This is a genomic window from Pseudomonas sp. DP-17, from assembly GCF_022380625.1.
GTDB classification, from domain to species: domain Bacteria; phylum Pseudomonadota; class Gammaproteobacteria; order Pseudomonadales; family Pseudomonadaceae; genus Pseudomonas; species Pseudomonas nitroreducens_A.
On sequence record NZ_JAKSXG010000010.1, the window covers coordinates 196184 to 210992 of the forward strand.

The following is a 14809-nucleotide window of genomic DNA, read 5'->3' on the forward strand; positions in this document are numbered from 1 at the left end:
CGCCGACGCCATGCCGCTGCCCCTGGTCTACCACGACGACTACAGTCCGCCCTTCCCGGACAACCACCGCTTCCCCATGGAGAAGTTCCGCCTGCTGCGCGACCACCTGGTGGACAGCGGCCTGGTGAATGACGCGCAACTGCTGCGTCCGGAACTCTGCCCGACGGATGTCCTGGCCCTGGCCCACGACCGCGCCTACATCGAGCGCTACTGCAGCGGCGAGATGAGCCGCGAGGAACTGCGCCGCCTCGGCCTGCCCTGGAGCGAAGCGCTGGCGAGGCGCACGGTGCGCGCGGTGGGTGGTTCGCTGCTGACAGCCGAACTGGCACTGCAGAACGGCCTGGCCTGCCACCTCGCCGGCGGCACGCACCACGCGCACCACGACCACGCCTCGGGCTTCTGCATCTTCAACGACCTGGCGGTGATCAGCCTCTATCTGCTGGAAAGCGGCAAGGCCAACCGGGTGCTGATCTTCGACTGCGACGTGCACCAGGGCGACGGCACCGCGCGTATCCTGGAGAACGTGCCGGACGCGGTGACAGTGTCATTGCACTGCGAGAAGAACTTCCCCGCGCGCAAGGCGCAGAGCGACTGGGACATTCCCCTGCCGTTGCACCTGGGTGACGCGGAGTACCTGAAGGTGGTGCAGGAGGCGCTGGACTACCTGCTGCCGCTGTACCAGCCGGACATCGTGCTCTACGACGCCGGCGTGGATGTGCACAAGGACGACGCCCTGGGTTACCTGCAACTCACCGACGCGGGACTGGCGGCGCGGGACGAGCACGTCATCCGCCGCTGCCTTTCCAGCGACATCCCGGTGGTGGGCGTGATCGGCGGTGGCTACGACAGGGACCGCCAGGCGCTGGCCCGGCGCCATGGCATCCTGCACCACAGCGCCGCGCGGGTAGCGCGCGAGTTTCAGCTGGACCGGTAGCGCGAGTTGTTGGTGTCCATGCGCGACGGCAGGCGCTGCTGTTCCCAGCGCATCAGTTCGTGGTCGGAGTACCCCAGCAAAGCAGCGGCGCGTGGCCGGCATTCGGCGGCGTAGTGCTTTTCGCAGAAGCGCATCACCTGTTCGGGAACGTGGTGCTGCAACAGCTCCTGCGCGCGCAGCGGCCCCGCGTATTGCAGGTAGCGCGGCAGCAGGCGGCTCCAGTTGGTGAACACGTAGAGGTTGTGCAGGGCGATCTGTATCGACAGCAACTCCAGCACGCGTTGTTCGAACTTCACCTTCGAACCCTGCAGGTTCTTGTTCAGGCGCACCACCATGTGAGCCACCGCCTCGTTGAGCAGCGTGCGGATTTCCTCACTGGGAAGGCTGCGGATGACAATGTCGAGGCCATTCACCCGCACACGGGTGTCGCTGCCCTCCACCCAAAGGTGGGCCTCATGAGAGCGAAGGTAATCACGAACTTTCATCGGCAGTCGGACCAAGGTTTTGCAAGAGGCCCGCATGCTGATGGATTCACAAAAGCGCCAACATCGGCGCAATCCCGATCCCCTGTAAGAATTATCGCAACCCCTAGCGTTCAGGGATCGGAAAGCCTCTTCCCCTCTCACGAGTATTTTCCACGGCAACTGTGGAGCGGCCTGTGGATAAGCTGCGGGAAAGCGGCTGGCACCCCCGTCCCGGCAGGTTCCGGGCGAGCTGAGCGAAAAATGAGCAACGGCGCGCAGCGCCCCTGCGCTAGAATTGCGCCTTTTCCTGTCCTCCTTCGCCTGGCCCCTGCATGACCGATCCCCGCCCGCCCGCCTCCCGTACCGCGATTGTCATCGGCGGCGGCCCCGCCGGCCTCATGGCCGCCGAGGTCCTGGCCAGTGCTGGCGTGCAGGTGCAACTGTTCGATGCCATGCCCTCGGTCGGGCGCAAGTTCCTGCTGGCCGGCGTGGGCGGCATGAACATCACCCATTCCGAGCCGCGCGAGCCGTTCCTGTCGCGCTACGGCCAGCGCGCGCCGAGCCTGGCGCCGCTGATCGACGCCTTCGACAACCAGGCGCTGTGCGCGTGGATCCACGGCCTGGGTATCGACACTTTCGTCGGCACCTCCGGCCGCGTCTTCCCCACCGACATGAAGGCCGCGCCGCTGCTGCGCGCCTGGCTCAAGCGCCTGCGCGAAGCCGGCGTGGTTATCCACACCCGCCACCGCTGGCAGGGCTGGGACGCCGAGGGCGCGCTGTTGATCGACGGGCCGGAAGGCCAACGCAGCGTCAGCGCCGACGCCACCGTGCTGGCTCTGGGCGGCGGCAGCTGGCAGCGCCTGGGTTCGGACGGGGCCTGGGCGCCGCTGCTGGCCGAACGCGCTGTGGATATTTCGCCGCTGCGCCCGGCCAACTGCGGCTTCGAGGTGGCCGGCTGGAGCGAGTTCTTCCGCGACAAGTTCGCCGGCGCGCCGGTCAAGCCGGTGGCGCTCTCGCTGGCCGGCGGCACGCCGCGCCAGGGCGAGTTCGTGGTCACCGCCGGCGGCATCGAAGGCAGCCTGGTCTATGCGCTGTCCTCCGGCATCCGCGAGCGCATCGAACAGAGCGGCAGCGCCACCTTGCATCTGGACCTGCTGCCCAACCGCAGCCTGGAACAGGTCGCCAAGGCCGTCGCCCAGCCGCGCGGCTCCAAGTCCATGGCCAACCACCTGCGCGGCCGACTCGGCCTGGACGGCGTGCGCGCCGGGCTGTTGCGGGAGTTGTCCACAGCCGCCGACTACGCCGATCCGCAGCGGCTCGCTGCGCTGATCAAAGCGTTGCCGCTGACCGTGGTACGCCCCCGTCCACTGGACGAAGCCATCAGCAGCGCTGGCGGCGTGACCTTCGAGGCGCTGGACGAACAACTGATGCTCAAGGCGCTGCCTGGCGTGTTCTGCGCCGGCGAGATGCTCGACTGGGAAGCCCCCACCGGCGGCTACCTGCTCACCGCCTGCTTCGCCAGCGGTCGCGCCGCAGGGCTCGGCGCCTTGCAGTGGCTGCAGGCGCCAGGCTGACCCCTGCTATTCATGGAACCATAGTGCTAGATTCTCGACTCCCCCCCAGGAGTCGCCTGCATGCCGCTGACCTTCCGCCGCGCCCGCCTCGATGATGTCGATGCCGCCATCCCGCTGATCTACAGCTCCGGCCCCGACGCCTTCGACTACGCCTTCGCCCGCCCAGGCCGCAACTGCGCCCAGGATTTCCTGCGCTACGCCTTTGTCCAGGGTGGCGGCCAATTCGGCTGGCGCCAGCACTGGGTCGGCGAACAGGACGGCCAGGTGGTAGCGGCCGGCACGGTGTTCGGCGGCGAAGCCAACCTGGGCTACATGCTGGCGGCGACGCGGCAGATCCTCGGTTACTTCGGATGGGGCTCGGCGGGGGTGATTCGCCGCGGCCTGCAACTGGAACGGATCATCTGCCCGCCGCCGCGCCGGACACTGTATCTGGCGCACCTGGGCGTTACGCCGACACTGCGCGGCGAAGGCCTGGGCAGCCAGTTGATCGACCACTTCCTGCAGATCGGCCGCAGCGTCGGCCTGCCCATGGCGGCACTGGACGTCTCGGCGGCCAATCCCAGGGCCCAGGCGCTCTATGAGCGGCTGGGCTTCAGCGTGCAGGCGGAGCGCGTCTCGACCCTGCCGGGCGTCTCCAGCCATCGCTACATGCAGCGCCCACTCTGAGATAGACTCGCGGCCAGCCGCCCGCCAGAGGCGGCCTGCTCCGTCGCCGTCGAGAAAGCCTGCTCACGCATGAACCAGGAAGGTTGCCCATGAGCACTGCCAGCGTTGAACTGAAAGTCTTCGTCCCCGCCCGCGATTTCGCACTCTCCCAGCAGTTCTACAAGGAGCTGGGATTCCTCTCGCCGTGGAACTCCGAGGAACTCGCCTACTTCCACCATGGCGACCACTGCGCCTTCCTGCTGCAGAACTACTACGTCAAGGAATTCGCCGAGAACCTGATGCTGCACCTGCTGGTGGAGGATGCCGACGCCTGGTACGCGAAGGTCCTCGACTCCGGCCTCGCCGAGCGCTACGGCGTGCGCCTCGGTGCACTGGAAGACCAGCCGTGGAAGATGCGCGACTTCACCCTGCACGACCCGAGCGGCGTGCTCTGGCGGATCGGGCATAACCTCGACTGAGGTGTGTCGCGGGTCCTGAAGGGAGAGGGGGCTTGTCCGTGCCGAGCGAGAGTAGATTTCAGCCGGCTGACTCCAGAACACCCGACTCTGCCCAACGGTCCCCTCTCCCTTCAGGGAGAGGGGCAAAGCCCGGCCGAAACACCCGAGTGACTGGGAGTATCCATTCGCGAGCAAGATCGCTCCTACAATGATGCCGCTACTTCAGGTACCAACCCCAGGGCTGATCCGAGACATACTCGGTCACCTGCTTCACCTCCAGGTAGTTCTCCAGCCCCCAAACGCCCAGCTCGCGGCCGATGCCGCTGTGCTTCATGCCGCCCCAGGGCGCCTGGGTGAAGGTCGGTTGCGAGCAGTTGATCCAGACGATCCCCGCACGCAGCCCGTCGGCCACCCGCGCGGCGCGCTGCGGATCGCCCGACATCACCGCGCCGGCCAGGCCGAAGCGACTGTCGTTGGCCAGGCGCAGGGCCTCGGCCTCGGTCTTGAAGCGCTTCACGCAGAGCACCGGGCCGAAGATTTCCTCGCGCCAGATCAGCGCGTCCTCGGCCGGCTCGTCGAAGATCGCAGGCTCGATGAACCAGCCCTCCTCCAGCCCCACCGGACGCGTGCCGCCGGTGAGGAGCCGGGCGCCGCTGGCACGGCCGCGCTCGACGAAACCGAGCACTTTCTCGTGCTGCCCCTGGCTGACCAGCGGCCCCAGCAGCACACCCGGCTGCAGGCCGTTGCCGATGCTGATGGCGCGGGTCGCTTCCACCAGGCGCTCGATCAGGCGCGGGGCGATGCCCTCCTGCACCAGCAGGCGCGAGGTGGCGCTGCACACCTGCCCCTGGTTCCAGAAGATACCGAAGAGGATCCACTCCACCGCCGCCTCGACATCGCTGTCGTCGAAGACGATGAAGGCCGACTTGCCGCCCAGCTCCAGGCTGACGTTCTTGATGTCCTGGGCCGCCGCCGACATGATCCGCGAGCCGGTCGGCACGCTGCCGGTGAAGGCCAGCTTGTCCACCCCCGGATGCTGGCTGAGCGGTCCGCCGGCCTCCGCGCCGAGGCCCGGCAGCACGTTGAGCACGCCCGCCGGCAGGCCCACGGTGTCTGCCGCAGCGGCCAGCTCCAGCGCGCTCAGCGGCGTCAGCTCGGACGGCTTGAGCACACAGGTGGCGCCCGCCGCCAAAGCCGGCGCGACCTTCCAGGCGGCCATCAGCAGCGGGTAGTTCCAGGGGATGATCTGCCCGGCCACGCCCACCGGCTCCTGACGGATGCGGCAGCGGAAACGTTCGTCGGGCAGTGGCAGAGCCTGGTCCTGGCGCTCGTCCAGTTCCCGCGCCAGCCCGGCGTAGTAGCGGAAGCAGCCGATGGCGTCGGCCACGTCCCACTGTGCCTCGGGCAGCGGCTTGCCGTTGTCGCGCACCTCCAGTTCGGCCAGCGAGTCCTGGTTGCGCGCAAGCTCCGTGGCCAAGGCTTCCAGCCACTCGGCGCGCTCCGCGCCACGGCTCTGGCCCCAGCCGCGGTTGAAGGCGGTACGTGCCGCGCGCACGGCGTGGTCGACGTCTTCCTCGGTGGCCGCCGGCACTTCGCGCAGGGGCTGGCCGGTGGCCGGGTCGAAGCTGGTGAAGCGACCGCCCAGGTCCGGCCTGACCCACTGCCCGTTGATGTAGAGCTGGTCACGCATGCTCGCGTCTCCTTGAAGTCGGCCCTCAGGCGGCCTGAACGCCGGTGCGGCGGTTCTGCAGGTAGCGGGAGGTGAACAGCAGCGCCAGCGAGGCGCAGATGATCACCGTGGAGATGGCGTTGATCTCCGGCGTGATGCCGCGGCGGATCGACGAGAAGATGTAGATCGGCAGCGTGGTCTCGGAGCCGGCCACGAAGAAGGCGATGATGAAATCGTCGAAGCTGAAGGTGAACGCCAGCAGGAAGCCCGCCAGGATCGCCGGGGCGATCTGCGGCAGGGTCACACGCCAGAAGGTGTCCAGCGGAGGCGCGTAGAGGTCGGCGGAGGCTTCCAGCAGCGACTTGTCCATGGCTTCGACGCGGGTGCGGACGATCACCATGACCAGCGCCATGGTGAACAGCGAGTGCGCCGCCACCACGGTGCCGAAGCCCATGTTGAGTTTCGGCAGGCCGATGTCCAGCAGCGCCAGCAGCGGGTTGAGCACATCGAACAGGGTGATGAAGGCGATCAGCGTGGCGATGCCGATGACGATGCCCGGCACGATGATCGCGCAGTAGGTCAGCGCATCGAACAGCAGGCGCGCACGCTTGCCCACGCGCTGCAGGCCGAACACCGCGAGGGTACCGAACAGCGTGGCGATCAGCGCCGAACAGAAGGCGATCATCGCGCTGTTGCCCAGCGCTTCCATGATGAACGGGTTGCCGAAGGCGCGGCCGAACCACTGCACCGAGCAGCACTGGAAGCTCAGCCCGCTGCGCCCGGCATTGAAGGCGAAGAGCATGATCAGCGCGATGGGCGCGTAGAGGAACAGGTAGACCGAGGTGGAGTAACTGCGCAGCCACATCTCAGAGCACTCCGTCGTTGCGTGAGCCGCCGTAGCGCGCCACGAGTTTCAGGTAGACGCCGATGATCGCCAGCATCATCGCCACCAGGGTCATCGCCACCGCGCTGCCGAACGGCCAGTTGCGCGATTGCAGGAACAGGTCGACCAGGGCGTTGCCGACGAAGAACACCTTGCCGCCGCCGAGGATCGCCGGGATCAGGAACTCGCCCATGAGCAGGATGAACACCAGCATCACCCCGGTGATCACCCCCGGTGCCGACAGCGGCAGGGTGATCCGGCGGAAGGTCTCGAAAGCACTGGCGCCGAGGTCGCCGGAGGCTTCCAGCAGGCGCTTGTCGAGCTTCTCCAGGGTCACGTAGATGGGGAACACCATCAGCGGCAGGTAGCCGTAGACGATGCCGATCAGCACCGCATAGGGCGTGTTGATCAGACGCACGTCGGCGATGCCGAAGCTCTCCAGCAGCGCCGGGATGCCGCGGCCGCTGAGGATGAAGATCCAGGCGTAGGTGCGGATCAGGAAACTGGTCCAGAACGGCACTATCACCAGGGTCAGCAGCAGCGACTTGTTGCGCCGCACCTTCACCGCCAGGAAATAGGCCAGCGGGTAGGCTGCCAGGAGGCACGCGAGAGTGCCCAGCGGCGCCAGGGTCAGGGTGTTCCAGAAGGCCTGGGCGCGGGAGCCGAGGTTCAGGTAGTTCTCCAGGGTCAGCCCGCCGCCGTAGCCACCGACGGCGCTGCGTTCGCCGAAGCTGAAGACCAGGATGATCACCAGCGGCATCAGCAGAAGCAGCAGGAACCACAGGGTGGACGGCAGGAGCAGCAGGAGCGTGACGCGCCGGCCGAGGCTTTTCGCACGCGAGACCGTGGGCGTCGGCCGGGTCTGCGGCAACGGGGCGCTGACAGCGATGTTCATGTTCGATTCCCTACACATGGGATTGCACGGACCTTTTTTGTAGGAGCGAGGGGGGCGCCATCGTTATTGCTCGCGAACGGATTCCCCGGCAGCTGTGAAGCTGGGCGGGTTCGCGAGCAAGGGCCAGGCGCCCCCCTCGATCCTACGAAGAGCCGATCAGGCGGCCTTGAACCGCGCCATCAGTTCGGCGCGCGCCGGGCTGGTGAGGGTCGCCGCGGCGCCGAACTCCAGCGGCGAAAGACGCTCGGCCGCCGGGTACATGATCGGGTCGTCGAGCATCTCCTTGGAGAGCAGCGCATCGACGCGCTTGTCCCCGCTCGGGTAGCCGTGAGAGAGCACCTCCAGCTTGTTGTGCTGCGGGTCGAGCAGGTAGTTGATGAACGCGTAGGCGGCATCCTTGTGCTCGGCGCCCTTGGGAATGGCGAAGAAGTCGCTCCAGATCTCGCCGCCCTCCTTGCCCAGCACGAAGGTCATGTCCGGGTTGTCGCGGTGCAGCTGCGAGGCGTCGCCGGTCCAGGCCATGGCCATCCAGGCGTCGCCGTTGCGCAGCGAGGGCTGGATGTCGGAGTTGATCGCGAACAGGTGCGGCTTGGCCTGGATCAGCAGTTTCTCGGCCTCGGCCAGTTCCTTCGGGTCCAGCGAGTTGAAGCTGTAGCCGTAGTACTTGAGCGCGTTGCCGATGGCGGTGAGCTGGTAGTCGTGGACGATGGTGCGGCCCGAGGCGCTGGTCAGGGTGAGGTCCCAGAACTGCTTCCAGGAATCCGGGCTGCCCTTGACCTTGCTGGCGTCGTAGACGATGCCGGTGGTGCCCCAGTTCTTCGGCACCGCGTAGACCTTGCCGTCCACCGTGCCCTGGGCCATGAAGCGCTCCTCGAAGGCCTTGGGGTCGAAGTTGGGAATGCGCGAGAGGTCCAGCGGCTCGATCAGCCCGAGCTGCACATAGGTGCTGATGGTGTAGTTGGTCGGCACGAAGACGTCCCAGCCGCTGCCGCCGGCCTGCAGCTTGGCGAGCATCTCCTCGTTGGAGCCGAACACGTTCATCTGTACGCGCGCGCCCGTGGCCTTGGCGAAGGCGTCGAAGTTTTCCTGGCTGTGGTAGTTCGGCCAGGTGGCCAGCGCCAGGCGGTCACCGATGTTGCTGCCCTCGGCGGCGTAGGCCTTGCCGGTCAGCAGACCGGGGGTGTTGGCGGCGACCACCGCCATCGCCAGGCCGAGACCGGTCCTGCCGAGGAAGTCGCGCCGCGTGATGGAGCCGTTTTCCCAGCTGCGCATCGTCTTGATGAAGCTCTTCTTGTCCATCGTCACTCCCCGCCTGTCTGCTGATTGTCGTTATGGTTGGATCATCGAACTCAAAGGGCCATGGCCAGGCCGCTGGCCTGGTTCCAGCCGACCTGTACCGGCGCGCCGTGCTCGAAGGCTTCCGCCTCGCCACCAGCCTTGCGCGGCACGCGCACGCAGACGATGCCGAAAGCGTCGGTGCGCACGCGGTATTCGGTGAGGTTGCCCAGGTAGATGCGGTCTTCGACGCGCCCCTTCAGGCGCACTTCGCGCTGCAGGTCCGAATCGGCGGCGGCGATGCCGACCAGCTCGGGGCGCACGGCGATGCAGCCCTCGGCCTGGGGCGCCAGCGCGGGGCCGGTGGGCGTCGGCGGGCTGCTCAGTTCCAGCCCGGCCGGGGTGCCCAGGACCACGCGGCCGGAATCGAGCCGGCGCACGGTGCCGGAGAAGAGGTTGGACTCGCCGATGAAGTCCGCCACGTAGCGGCTCGCCGGGGTCTCGTAGAGCGCCTCGGGGGTGGCGGTCTGGATGATCAGGCCGTCCTTCATGATGCTGATGCTGTCGCTCATCGACAGCGCCTCTTCCTGGTCATGGGTGACCAGCACGAAGGTGATGCCGACCTCGCGCTGCAGGCGCAGCAACTCCGACTGCATCTCCTTGCGCAGCTTGCGGTCCAGCGCCGCCAGCGGCTCGTCGAGCAGCAGTACGGTGGGCTTGTTCACCAACGCGCGGGCCAGTGCCACGCGCTGTTGCTGGCCGCCGGAAAGCTCATGGGGCTTGCGCGTGCCGAAGCCGGACAGGCGCACCATCTCCAGCGCCTCGTCGGCCATGCGGCGCTGCTGCGCGCGGTCGGGGCGCGGGGTACGGTAGCGCAGGCCGTAGGCGATGTTCTCGGCAACGGTCAGGTGCGGAAACAGTGCGTAATGCTGGAACACCATGTTCACCGGGCGCTGGTGCGCCGGCACCCCGGCTACCGCCTTGCCAGCCAGCAGCACCTCGCCTTCGCTGGGCTGCTCGAAGCCGGCGATCATCCGCAGGGTGGTGGTCTTGCCGCAGCCCGAACTGCCGAGGAAGGAATGGAAGGCGCCGCGCTTCACCTTGAAGCTCAATCCGTTGACCGCCGGCACGCTGCCGTAGCGCTTGACCACGTTGCGGAATTCGATATCGAAGTCCTGACCACTCTCCATCACCGCGCGCTCCCACTTTGTTCTTGTTGGGGCTCAAGCTAGCAACGCGGCTTTCGGGGTGTATATATCCCTCGGGGGATAGACGGCGGGATTGGATCACCCGCTACGTAGTCACGGACGCGACGTGTAGGAGCGCGCCATGCGCGCGATCGCGGGCATGGCCCGCTCCTACAAGGGGCATCCGCAGCTGGCCGTGACTGTAGGAGCGAGCTTGCTCGCGAACAGGATTCCCCAGAAATACCGGCGTTGGGCGGTTCGCGAGCAAGCTCGCTCCTACGAAGAGCCGTGCACTCAGCCCACCGCGCGCATCCCACCCGCTCCGTCGCGCCCCGCCAGTTCACGGATGAACAACCCGAGCAGCTCCGACTGGCTGCCGATGCCGAGCTTGGCGTAGAGGTTCTTGCGGTGGATCTTCACCGTGCCGGGGCTGATATCCAGCTGCTCGGCCACCGAAGCGCTGGAGTGGCCACGCAGCAACAGCTGGACGATCTCCTGCTCGCGGGGCGTGAGCAACTGGGCGCCGAACTGGTCGAAGGCCTCGCGGATCTGGTAGTCCAGGTCCTGTGCCGGACGCGGTTGCGCGCGACGCAGCTCCCAGGCCTCGCGCACCACCTGCTCGACCACCGGTCGCGCGCATTCCAGCAGCTGCATCTCGTCGCGGCTGAAGGCGGGGCTGGAGGTCTTGCGCATCAGCGAGAGCACGGCTGTGGCGCCATCGGCGAGGTCGACGAAGAAGGCGATCTCCTCGGTCAGGCCGGTCTGCTGGTAATACGTCTGGTAGTACTCGCCCAGGTAGAAGTGGTCCGGCGCGAACTGCCGCAGGCGCCATAGTCCAGGCGCCTGATGGCGCGTGCAGGCAAGGTAGAAGGGATCGAGCAGGTAGGGGCCGGCCTGGTAGTCCTCGACGTAGACATGCCGGATGTCCGCCGGGAAGCTGTCGAACAGGTCCAGTGGCCGGTGGTTGCCCTCGTAGACGAAGAGCACGAAGTTATCCACCGCGCAGACCTGCTGCAGCCACTGGCTGAGGCCGAGCAGACGCGGGCGACCGGCGGCCAGCGGGAGCAGGTGGGCGACTCCGCCGGTCCAGGCTTTGAGTTCCTTGTGGCGCATGGGCTGTCGTTCTTGTTGTGTGCGCGATGGGCACACTATAGGCGTTCGGGATTCCACACGGAAATGCAGCTTTTGCGCCACACCCTGCAAGGCCCCGCCACGCCTGACGACAGCAACTGATCCGGCCTCTGGGGCGCACCGCGATGAAGCAGGCGCGCGCCGTATCGGCTCAGGGGCGACGAGCGCCCTTGCCGCCCGGCTTTCCAGCAGGCTTGCCGCTGGAGGGCTTGCCGCCAGCCGGTTTTCCGCCAAGGCCAAAGCCCGGCGCCTTGCGCACCGCCTTGACCTGCGGCTTGTCGTCCAGCAGCGAGCCCAGGTGCACCTTGCCCGGCTTGCCTTCGGGCACCTTGGGTTGCTTGGGCTTCTTCGGCTTCTTCATGACCTGGCCGCCGGGGGCGGTGACAGGTACCCGGTGTTCCGCCTCGAAGCCGTCTTCTTCCTGGCGTTGCAGGGTCTGGCCGATCAGCGTCTCGATGGCCGCCAACTGCTGCACTTCGTCAGCGCAGACCAGCGAGATCGCCTGACCGCTGGCGCCGGCACGGCCGGTGCGACCGATGCGGTGTACGTAATCCTCGGGGACGATGGGCAGGTCGAAGTTGACCACCAGCGGCATCTCCTCGATATCCAGGCCGCGCGCGGCAACATCGGTGGCGATCAGGAAGTCCACTTCGCCGGCCTTGAACCGCGCCAGGGCGCGCAGGCGTGCCGGTTGCGGCTTGTCGCCATGGATCGAGTCGGCGCGGATGCCCTGCTCTTGCAGCACGCCGACCAGCTCGTCGACGCCCTTGCGGGTCTTGGCGAACACCAGCGCCTGGCGCCAGCCCTGCTTGCGCAGCAGGTGCAGGAACAGCTCGGCCTTGCGCTTCTTGTCCACTGTGACCAGGTGCTGCTTCACCGTCTTCGCCGCCGTATTGCGCGGCGCCACGTCGATGGTCAGCGGGTCGCGCAGCAGGGTACGGGCCATCTGGCGGATGGCGTCGGAGAAGGTCGCGGAGAACAGCAGGGTCTGCCGACGCCTGGGCAGCGCGGCGAAGACTTCGTCCAGCTCGCGGGCAAAACCCAGGTCGAGCATGCGGTCGGCTTCGTCCAGCACCAGCACCTGCAGCTGGGTGAATTTCAGCGCGTTCTGCCGGTACAGGTCGAGCAGACGGCCGGGGGTGGCCACCAGCACGTCGACGCCCTTGCGCAGCTTCATCATCTGCGGGTTGATGCTGACCCCGCCGTAAGCCACGGCGGTGCGCAGCGGCACGTGTTGGCCGTAGGCGCGGAAGCTTTCATGCACCTGCTCGGCCAGCTCGCGGGTCGGCACCAGCACCAGCGCGCGGATCGAGTTGGCGGCCACCTGCGGGCCTTCCTGCAGCAGCTTCTGCAGCAGCGGCAGGGCGAAGCCGGCGGTCTTGCCGGTACCGGTCTGGGCGGCGGCCAGCAGGTCGCGGCCCTTGAGCACGGCCGGGATGGCCTGGGCCTGCACCGCCGTCGGGTTCTGGTAGCCGAGCCCGTCGAGGGCGCGCAGGAGGGGATCGATCAGGCCAAGGTTGGCGAAGGTCATGGAGCGCTCGCGAAAAACGATTCGAATGGGCGGCATTGTAGCCGCAAGGCTCAGGAGCGCAGCAGCAGCGCGCCTTCGATAGGTACGTAGCGGCTGGCGGCGCGGATCAGCGCCTGGGCGGTGAGGCCCGGCACGCCGTAGGCGGTGGCGTCGGTGCCGCCGGCGCGGACACGGTCGAGCAGCAGGTCGAAATCGCCGTCGCCGGAGGCCAGGACGATCTCGTCCACCTTGGGCGCGGCGTCGAGGATGTCGATGGTGATGCCCACGTCCCAGTCACCCTTGGCAGAGCCGTCGGCGCGCTGGATGTAGGGCTTGAGCTTCACGGTGAAGCCGAGCTTGCGCAGGATCTGCTGGAACTGCTGCTGCTTCGCGTCGCCGCGGTCGATGGCGTAGGCGTAGGCCTGGACGATAGTGCCCTGGGCACTCAGCTCGGCCCACAGCGCGGCGTAGTTGAAGTGGCAGCCGTAGGCCTGACGCACGGTGTAGTAGAGGTTCTGCACGTCGGCGAACAGGGCGATGGTCTTCAACGGTGACTCCGGGGCTCGAACAGCGGGGGCGCATTATCGGCACAGCGAAGCGCCCCCGCCAGTCCCGGCGGGCGGGCGGCTCAGCTGAACATGTCGCCGTCATCGCCACCAAAGAAGCCGGAGTCGTCGCCGAAGCTGCTGTCGTCGTCGTAATTGGCGTCGCTGAATCCATTGTCGGCGTAGCGGTCGCCGCCCAGGGACGTGTCATCGAAGTTCGACGGCTCCGGCTGCACCGGCTGCTCCTGGATCACCTCGACGATTTCCTGGGGCTGGCTGCCGTGGAACAGGCCGGTTAGTGCATTCGCCACCATCACGCCACCGGCCACGCCCGCCGCGGTCTGCAGGGCGCCGCGCAGGAAGCCGCCACCCTGGGCCATGGCCGGGGCCGCTTGTGCAGGCCTGAAGTCGTTCGGGTTGCTGGCCGCGGGGTTATTGGCGTAGGCCGCGTTGCCACCGGGTTGCGAGAAGCGCGTCTGGCCCCAGCCGTCCGGCCGTTGCTGCGCTTGCGCCGGGCGCGGCTCCTGGCTCTGGCCGCCACCGAACAGCCCGGCGAGGAAGCCGCCGCTGCTTGGGCGCTGTTCCTGGGCCCTGGCCTGCTGCGCTTCCAGCTCCTTGACGCGCTGGTCCAGGCGCTTGATCGCCGCTTCCTGGATCAGCATCGCCTGGGCCATGTAGTACGGCGCCGCCGGCTGTTGCACCAGGTGCCTGTTGATCTGCGCCTCGGCCTGGGCATCGCGCGGCGCAGTCTGCGCCTCGGCGTCACGCAGGCGGGTGAACAGACCATCGATCAGGGATTGCTCTTCGGAATTCATGGCAGGCCTCGAGTGAGCGGGTGGTTCGGCAGAACGTTGCCTCTGCAACATTGGATCGGCTCGCAAAAAAACAAGTTCCGATCGCAGAATTCTGGCGTCTTCAGCTGAGGGTTTGCTTAAGTTAGAGTCGAAGCCCTCGGACAGTATCGGGTTACTGATGAATCCCCTCTCCATCCTCCGCGACACCTGGTTCTTCTTCTCCCGTCATCTGGGCACCCTGGTGCCGCTGTGCCTGCCCTGGATCGTCATCGAGACGCTGGTGCAGCAGCAGATCAACGTTGCCGCCGGCCCGCAGAATTTCGCCCCCTGGGGTATGGCCGCGGGCCTGGTGTTCTACCCGATCTACACCGCCAGCCTGATCCTCTTCATGATCGACGCGGGCGAAGGCGTGGAGCGCGGCGTCCGCGACCTCTGGAGCGCGGCGCTGCGGTTGTGGCCGGCGTTCGCCCTGCTCTCGGCGATCACCTCGCTGCTGATAGTGCTCGGCCTGTACCTGATGGTGCTGCCGGGCATCTTCGTGATGATCAAGCTGGCCTTCGCCGAATTTCTCCTGGTGCAACGCGGCCGCGCGCCCATCGACGCCATGCGCGAGAGTTTCGCTCAGACCACCGGGCACTTCTTCCTGCTGCTGATGACCTCCCTGGTGATACTCGCGCCGGTGTGGCTCGCCGAAGGCTGGATCACCGAGACCGGCCAGGACTCGCCGGTACTGGGCATCGCGCTGCACTCGCTGAGCGGGTTCTTCCAGCTGCTGCTGACGGTCGCCGCCTACCGCATCTTCATCCTGCTCGGCCGCGAGGCCGCCTGAGCGGCAGCAAGTCGCA

The 14809-nt window shown here is 67.2% G+C and carries 15 protein-coding genes; 5 read left to right on the top strand and 10 right to left on the bottom strand.

What is annotated here, in order from left to right; all coding sequences use genetic code 11:
- Nucleotides 1-10 precede the first annotated feature (10 nt).
- On the top strand, nucleotides 11-934 hold the full coding sequence (locus tag MJ122_RS17540; RefSeq protein WP_088421358.1) for a histone deacetylase: 924 nt from the start codon (nucleotides 11-13) through the stop codon (nucleotides 932-934).
- Here MJ122_RS17540 and MJ122_RS17545 read toward each other — a convergent pair.
- Nucleotides 919-1419, bottom strand: coding sequence for a hypothetical protein (locus tag MJ122_RS17545; RefSeq protein WP_051168003.1), 501 nt, complete (start codon nucleotides 1417-1419; stop codon nucleotides 919-921). The two genes, MJ122_RS17540 and MJ122_RS17545, sit on opposite strands and share 16 nt — an antisense overlap.
- A gap of 311 nt (nucleotides 1420-1730) precedes the next feature.
- Here MJ122_RS17545 and MJ122_RS17550 point away from each other — a divergent pair, with 311 nt between their 5' ends.
- The 3 genes from MJ122_RS17550 to MJ122_RS17560 all read left to right on the top strand — a co-directional run bounded on the left by MJ122_RS17550 (nucleotide 1731) and on the right by MJ122_RS17560 (nucleotide 4096).
- Nucleotides 1731-2972 (top strand): TIGR03862 family flavoprotein, encoded by a 1242-nt coding sequence (locus tag MJ122_RS17550; protein ID WP_275590727.1) that lies wholly within the window; start codon nucleotides 1731-1733, stop codon nucleotides 2970-2972.
- A gap of 60 nt (nucleotides 2973-3032) precedes the next feature.
- Nucleotides 3033-3638 (top strand): GNAT family N-acetyltransferase, encoded by a 606-nt coding sequence (locus MJ122_RS17555; RefSeq protein WP_239744960.1) that lies wholly within the window; start codon nucleotides 3033-3035, stop codon nucleotides 3636-3638.
- Between the two features lie 89 nt (nucleotides 3639-3727).
- Nucleotides 3728-4096, top strand: coding sequence for a VOC family protein (locus MJ122_RS17560; protein WP_239744962.1), 369 nt, complete (start codon nucleotides 3728-3730; stop codon nucleotides 4094-4096).
- A 196-nt stretch (nucleotides 4097-4292) separates the two neighbouring features.
- On the opposite strand, the gene MJ122_RS17565 is transcribed toward MJ122_RS17560, so the two are convergent.
- The 9 genes from MJ122_RS17565 to MJ122_RS17605 all read right to left on the bottom strand — a co-directional run bounded on the left by MJ122_RS17565 (nucleotide 4293) and on the right by MJ122_RS17605 (nucleotide 13985).
- On the bottom strand, nucleotides 4293-5765 hold the full coding sequence (locus MJ122_RS17565; protein WP_239744964.1) for an aldehyde dehydrogenase family protein: 1473 nt from the start codon (nucleotides 5763-5765) through the stop codon (nucleotides 4293-4295).
- 25 nt (nucleotides 5766-5790) lie between these two features.
- Nucleotides 5791-6609 carry an ABC transporter permease gene (locus tag MJ122_RS17570; protein ID WP_239744966.1) on the bottom strand — a complete coding sequence of 273 codons (819 nt, stop codon included), beginning with the start codon at nucleotides 6607-6609 and terminating at the stop codon, nucleotides 5791-5793.
- Between the two features lies 1 nt (nucleotide 6610).
- On the bottom strand, nucleotides 6611-7522 hold the full coding sequence (locus tag MJ122_RS17575) for an ABC transporter permease (RefSeq protein ID WP_088421364.1): 912 nt from the start codon (nucleotides 7520-7522) through the stop codon (nucleotides 6611-6613).
- A gap of 156 nt (nucleotides 7523-7678) precedes the next feature.
- Nucleotides 7679-8821, bottom strand: a complete 1143-nt coding sequence (locus tag MJ122_RS17580; protein ID WP_239744967.1) for a spermidine/putrescine ABC transporter substrate-binding protein — start codon at nucleotides 8819-8821, stop codon at nucleotides 7679-7681.
- Between the two features lie 50 nt (nucleotides 8822-8871).
- Nucleotides 8872-9987 carry an ABC transporter ATP-binding protein gene (locus MJ122_RS17585; RefSeq protein WP_239744969.1) on the bottom strand — a complete coding sequence of 372 codons (1116 nt, stop codon included), beginning with the start codon at nucleotides 9985-9987 and terminating at the stop codon, nucleotides 8872-8874.
- 291 nt (nucleotides 9988-10278) lie between these two features.
- Nucleotides 10279-11097, bottom strand: a complete 819-nt coding sequence (locus MJ122_RS17590; protein ID WP_239744971.1) for a LuxR C-terminal-related transcriptional regulator — start codon at nucleotides 11095-11097, stop codon at nucleotides 10279-10281.
- Nucleotides 11098-11266: 169 nt separating this feature from the next.
- The gene (locus tag MJ122_RS17595) at nucleotides 11267-12646 is read right to left on the bottom strand and encodes a DEAD/DEAH box helicase (RefSeq protein ID WP_239744972.1); all 1380 of its coding nucleotides are present in this window, start codon (nucleotides 12644-12646) and stop codon (nucleotides 11267-11269) included.
- Nucleotides 12647-12696: 50 nt separating this feature from the next.
- A complete protein-coding gene (locus tag MJ122_RS17600) occupies nucleotides 12697-13173 on the bottom strand; it encodes an NYN domain-containing protein (protein ID WP_239744974.1) in 477 nt (158 codons plus the stop codon).
- Between the two features lie 80 nt (nucleotides 13174-13253).
- Entirely contained in the window at nucleotides 13254-13985 is a 732-nt protein-coding gene (locus MJ122_RS17605) for a DUF2076 domain-containing protein (RefSeq protein WP_239744976.1), read from the bottom strand.
- Nucleotides 13986-14142: 157 nt separating this feature from the next.
- Here MJ122_RS17605 and MJ122_RS17610 point away from each other — a divergent pair, with 157 nt between their 5' ends.
- Nucleotides 14143-14793 (top strand): hypothetical protein, encoded by a 651-nt coding sequence (locus tag MJ122_RS17610; RefSeq protein ID WP_088421371.1) that lies wholly within the window; start codon nucleotides 14143-14145, stop codon nucleotides 14791-14793.
- The last annotated feature ends 16 nt before the right edge of the window (nucleotides 14794-14809 follow it).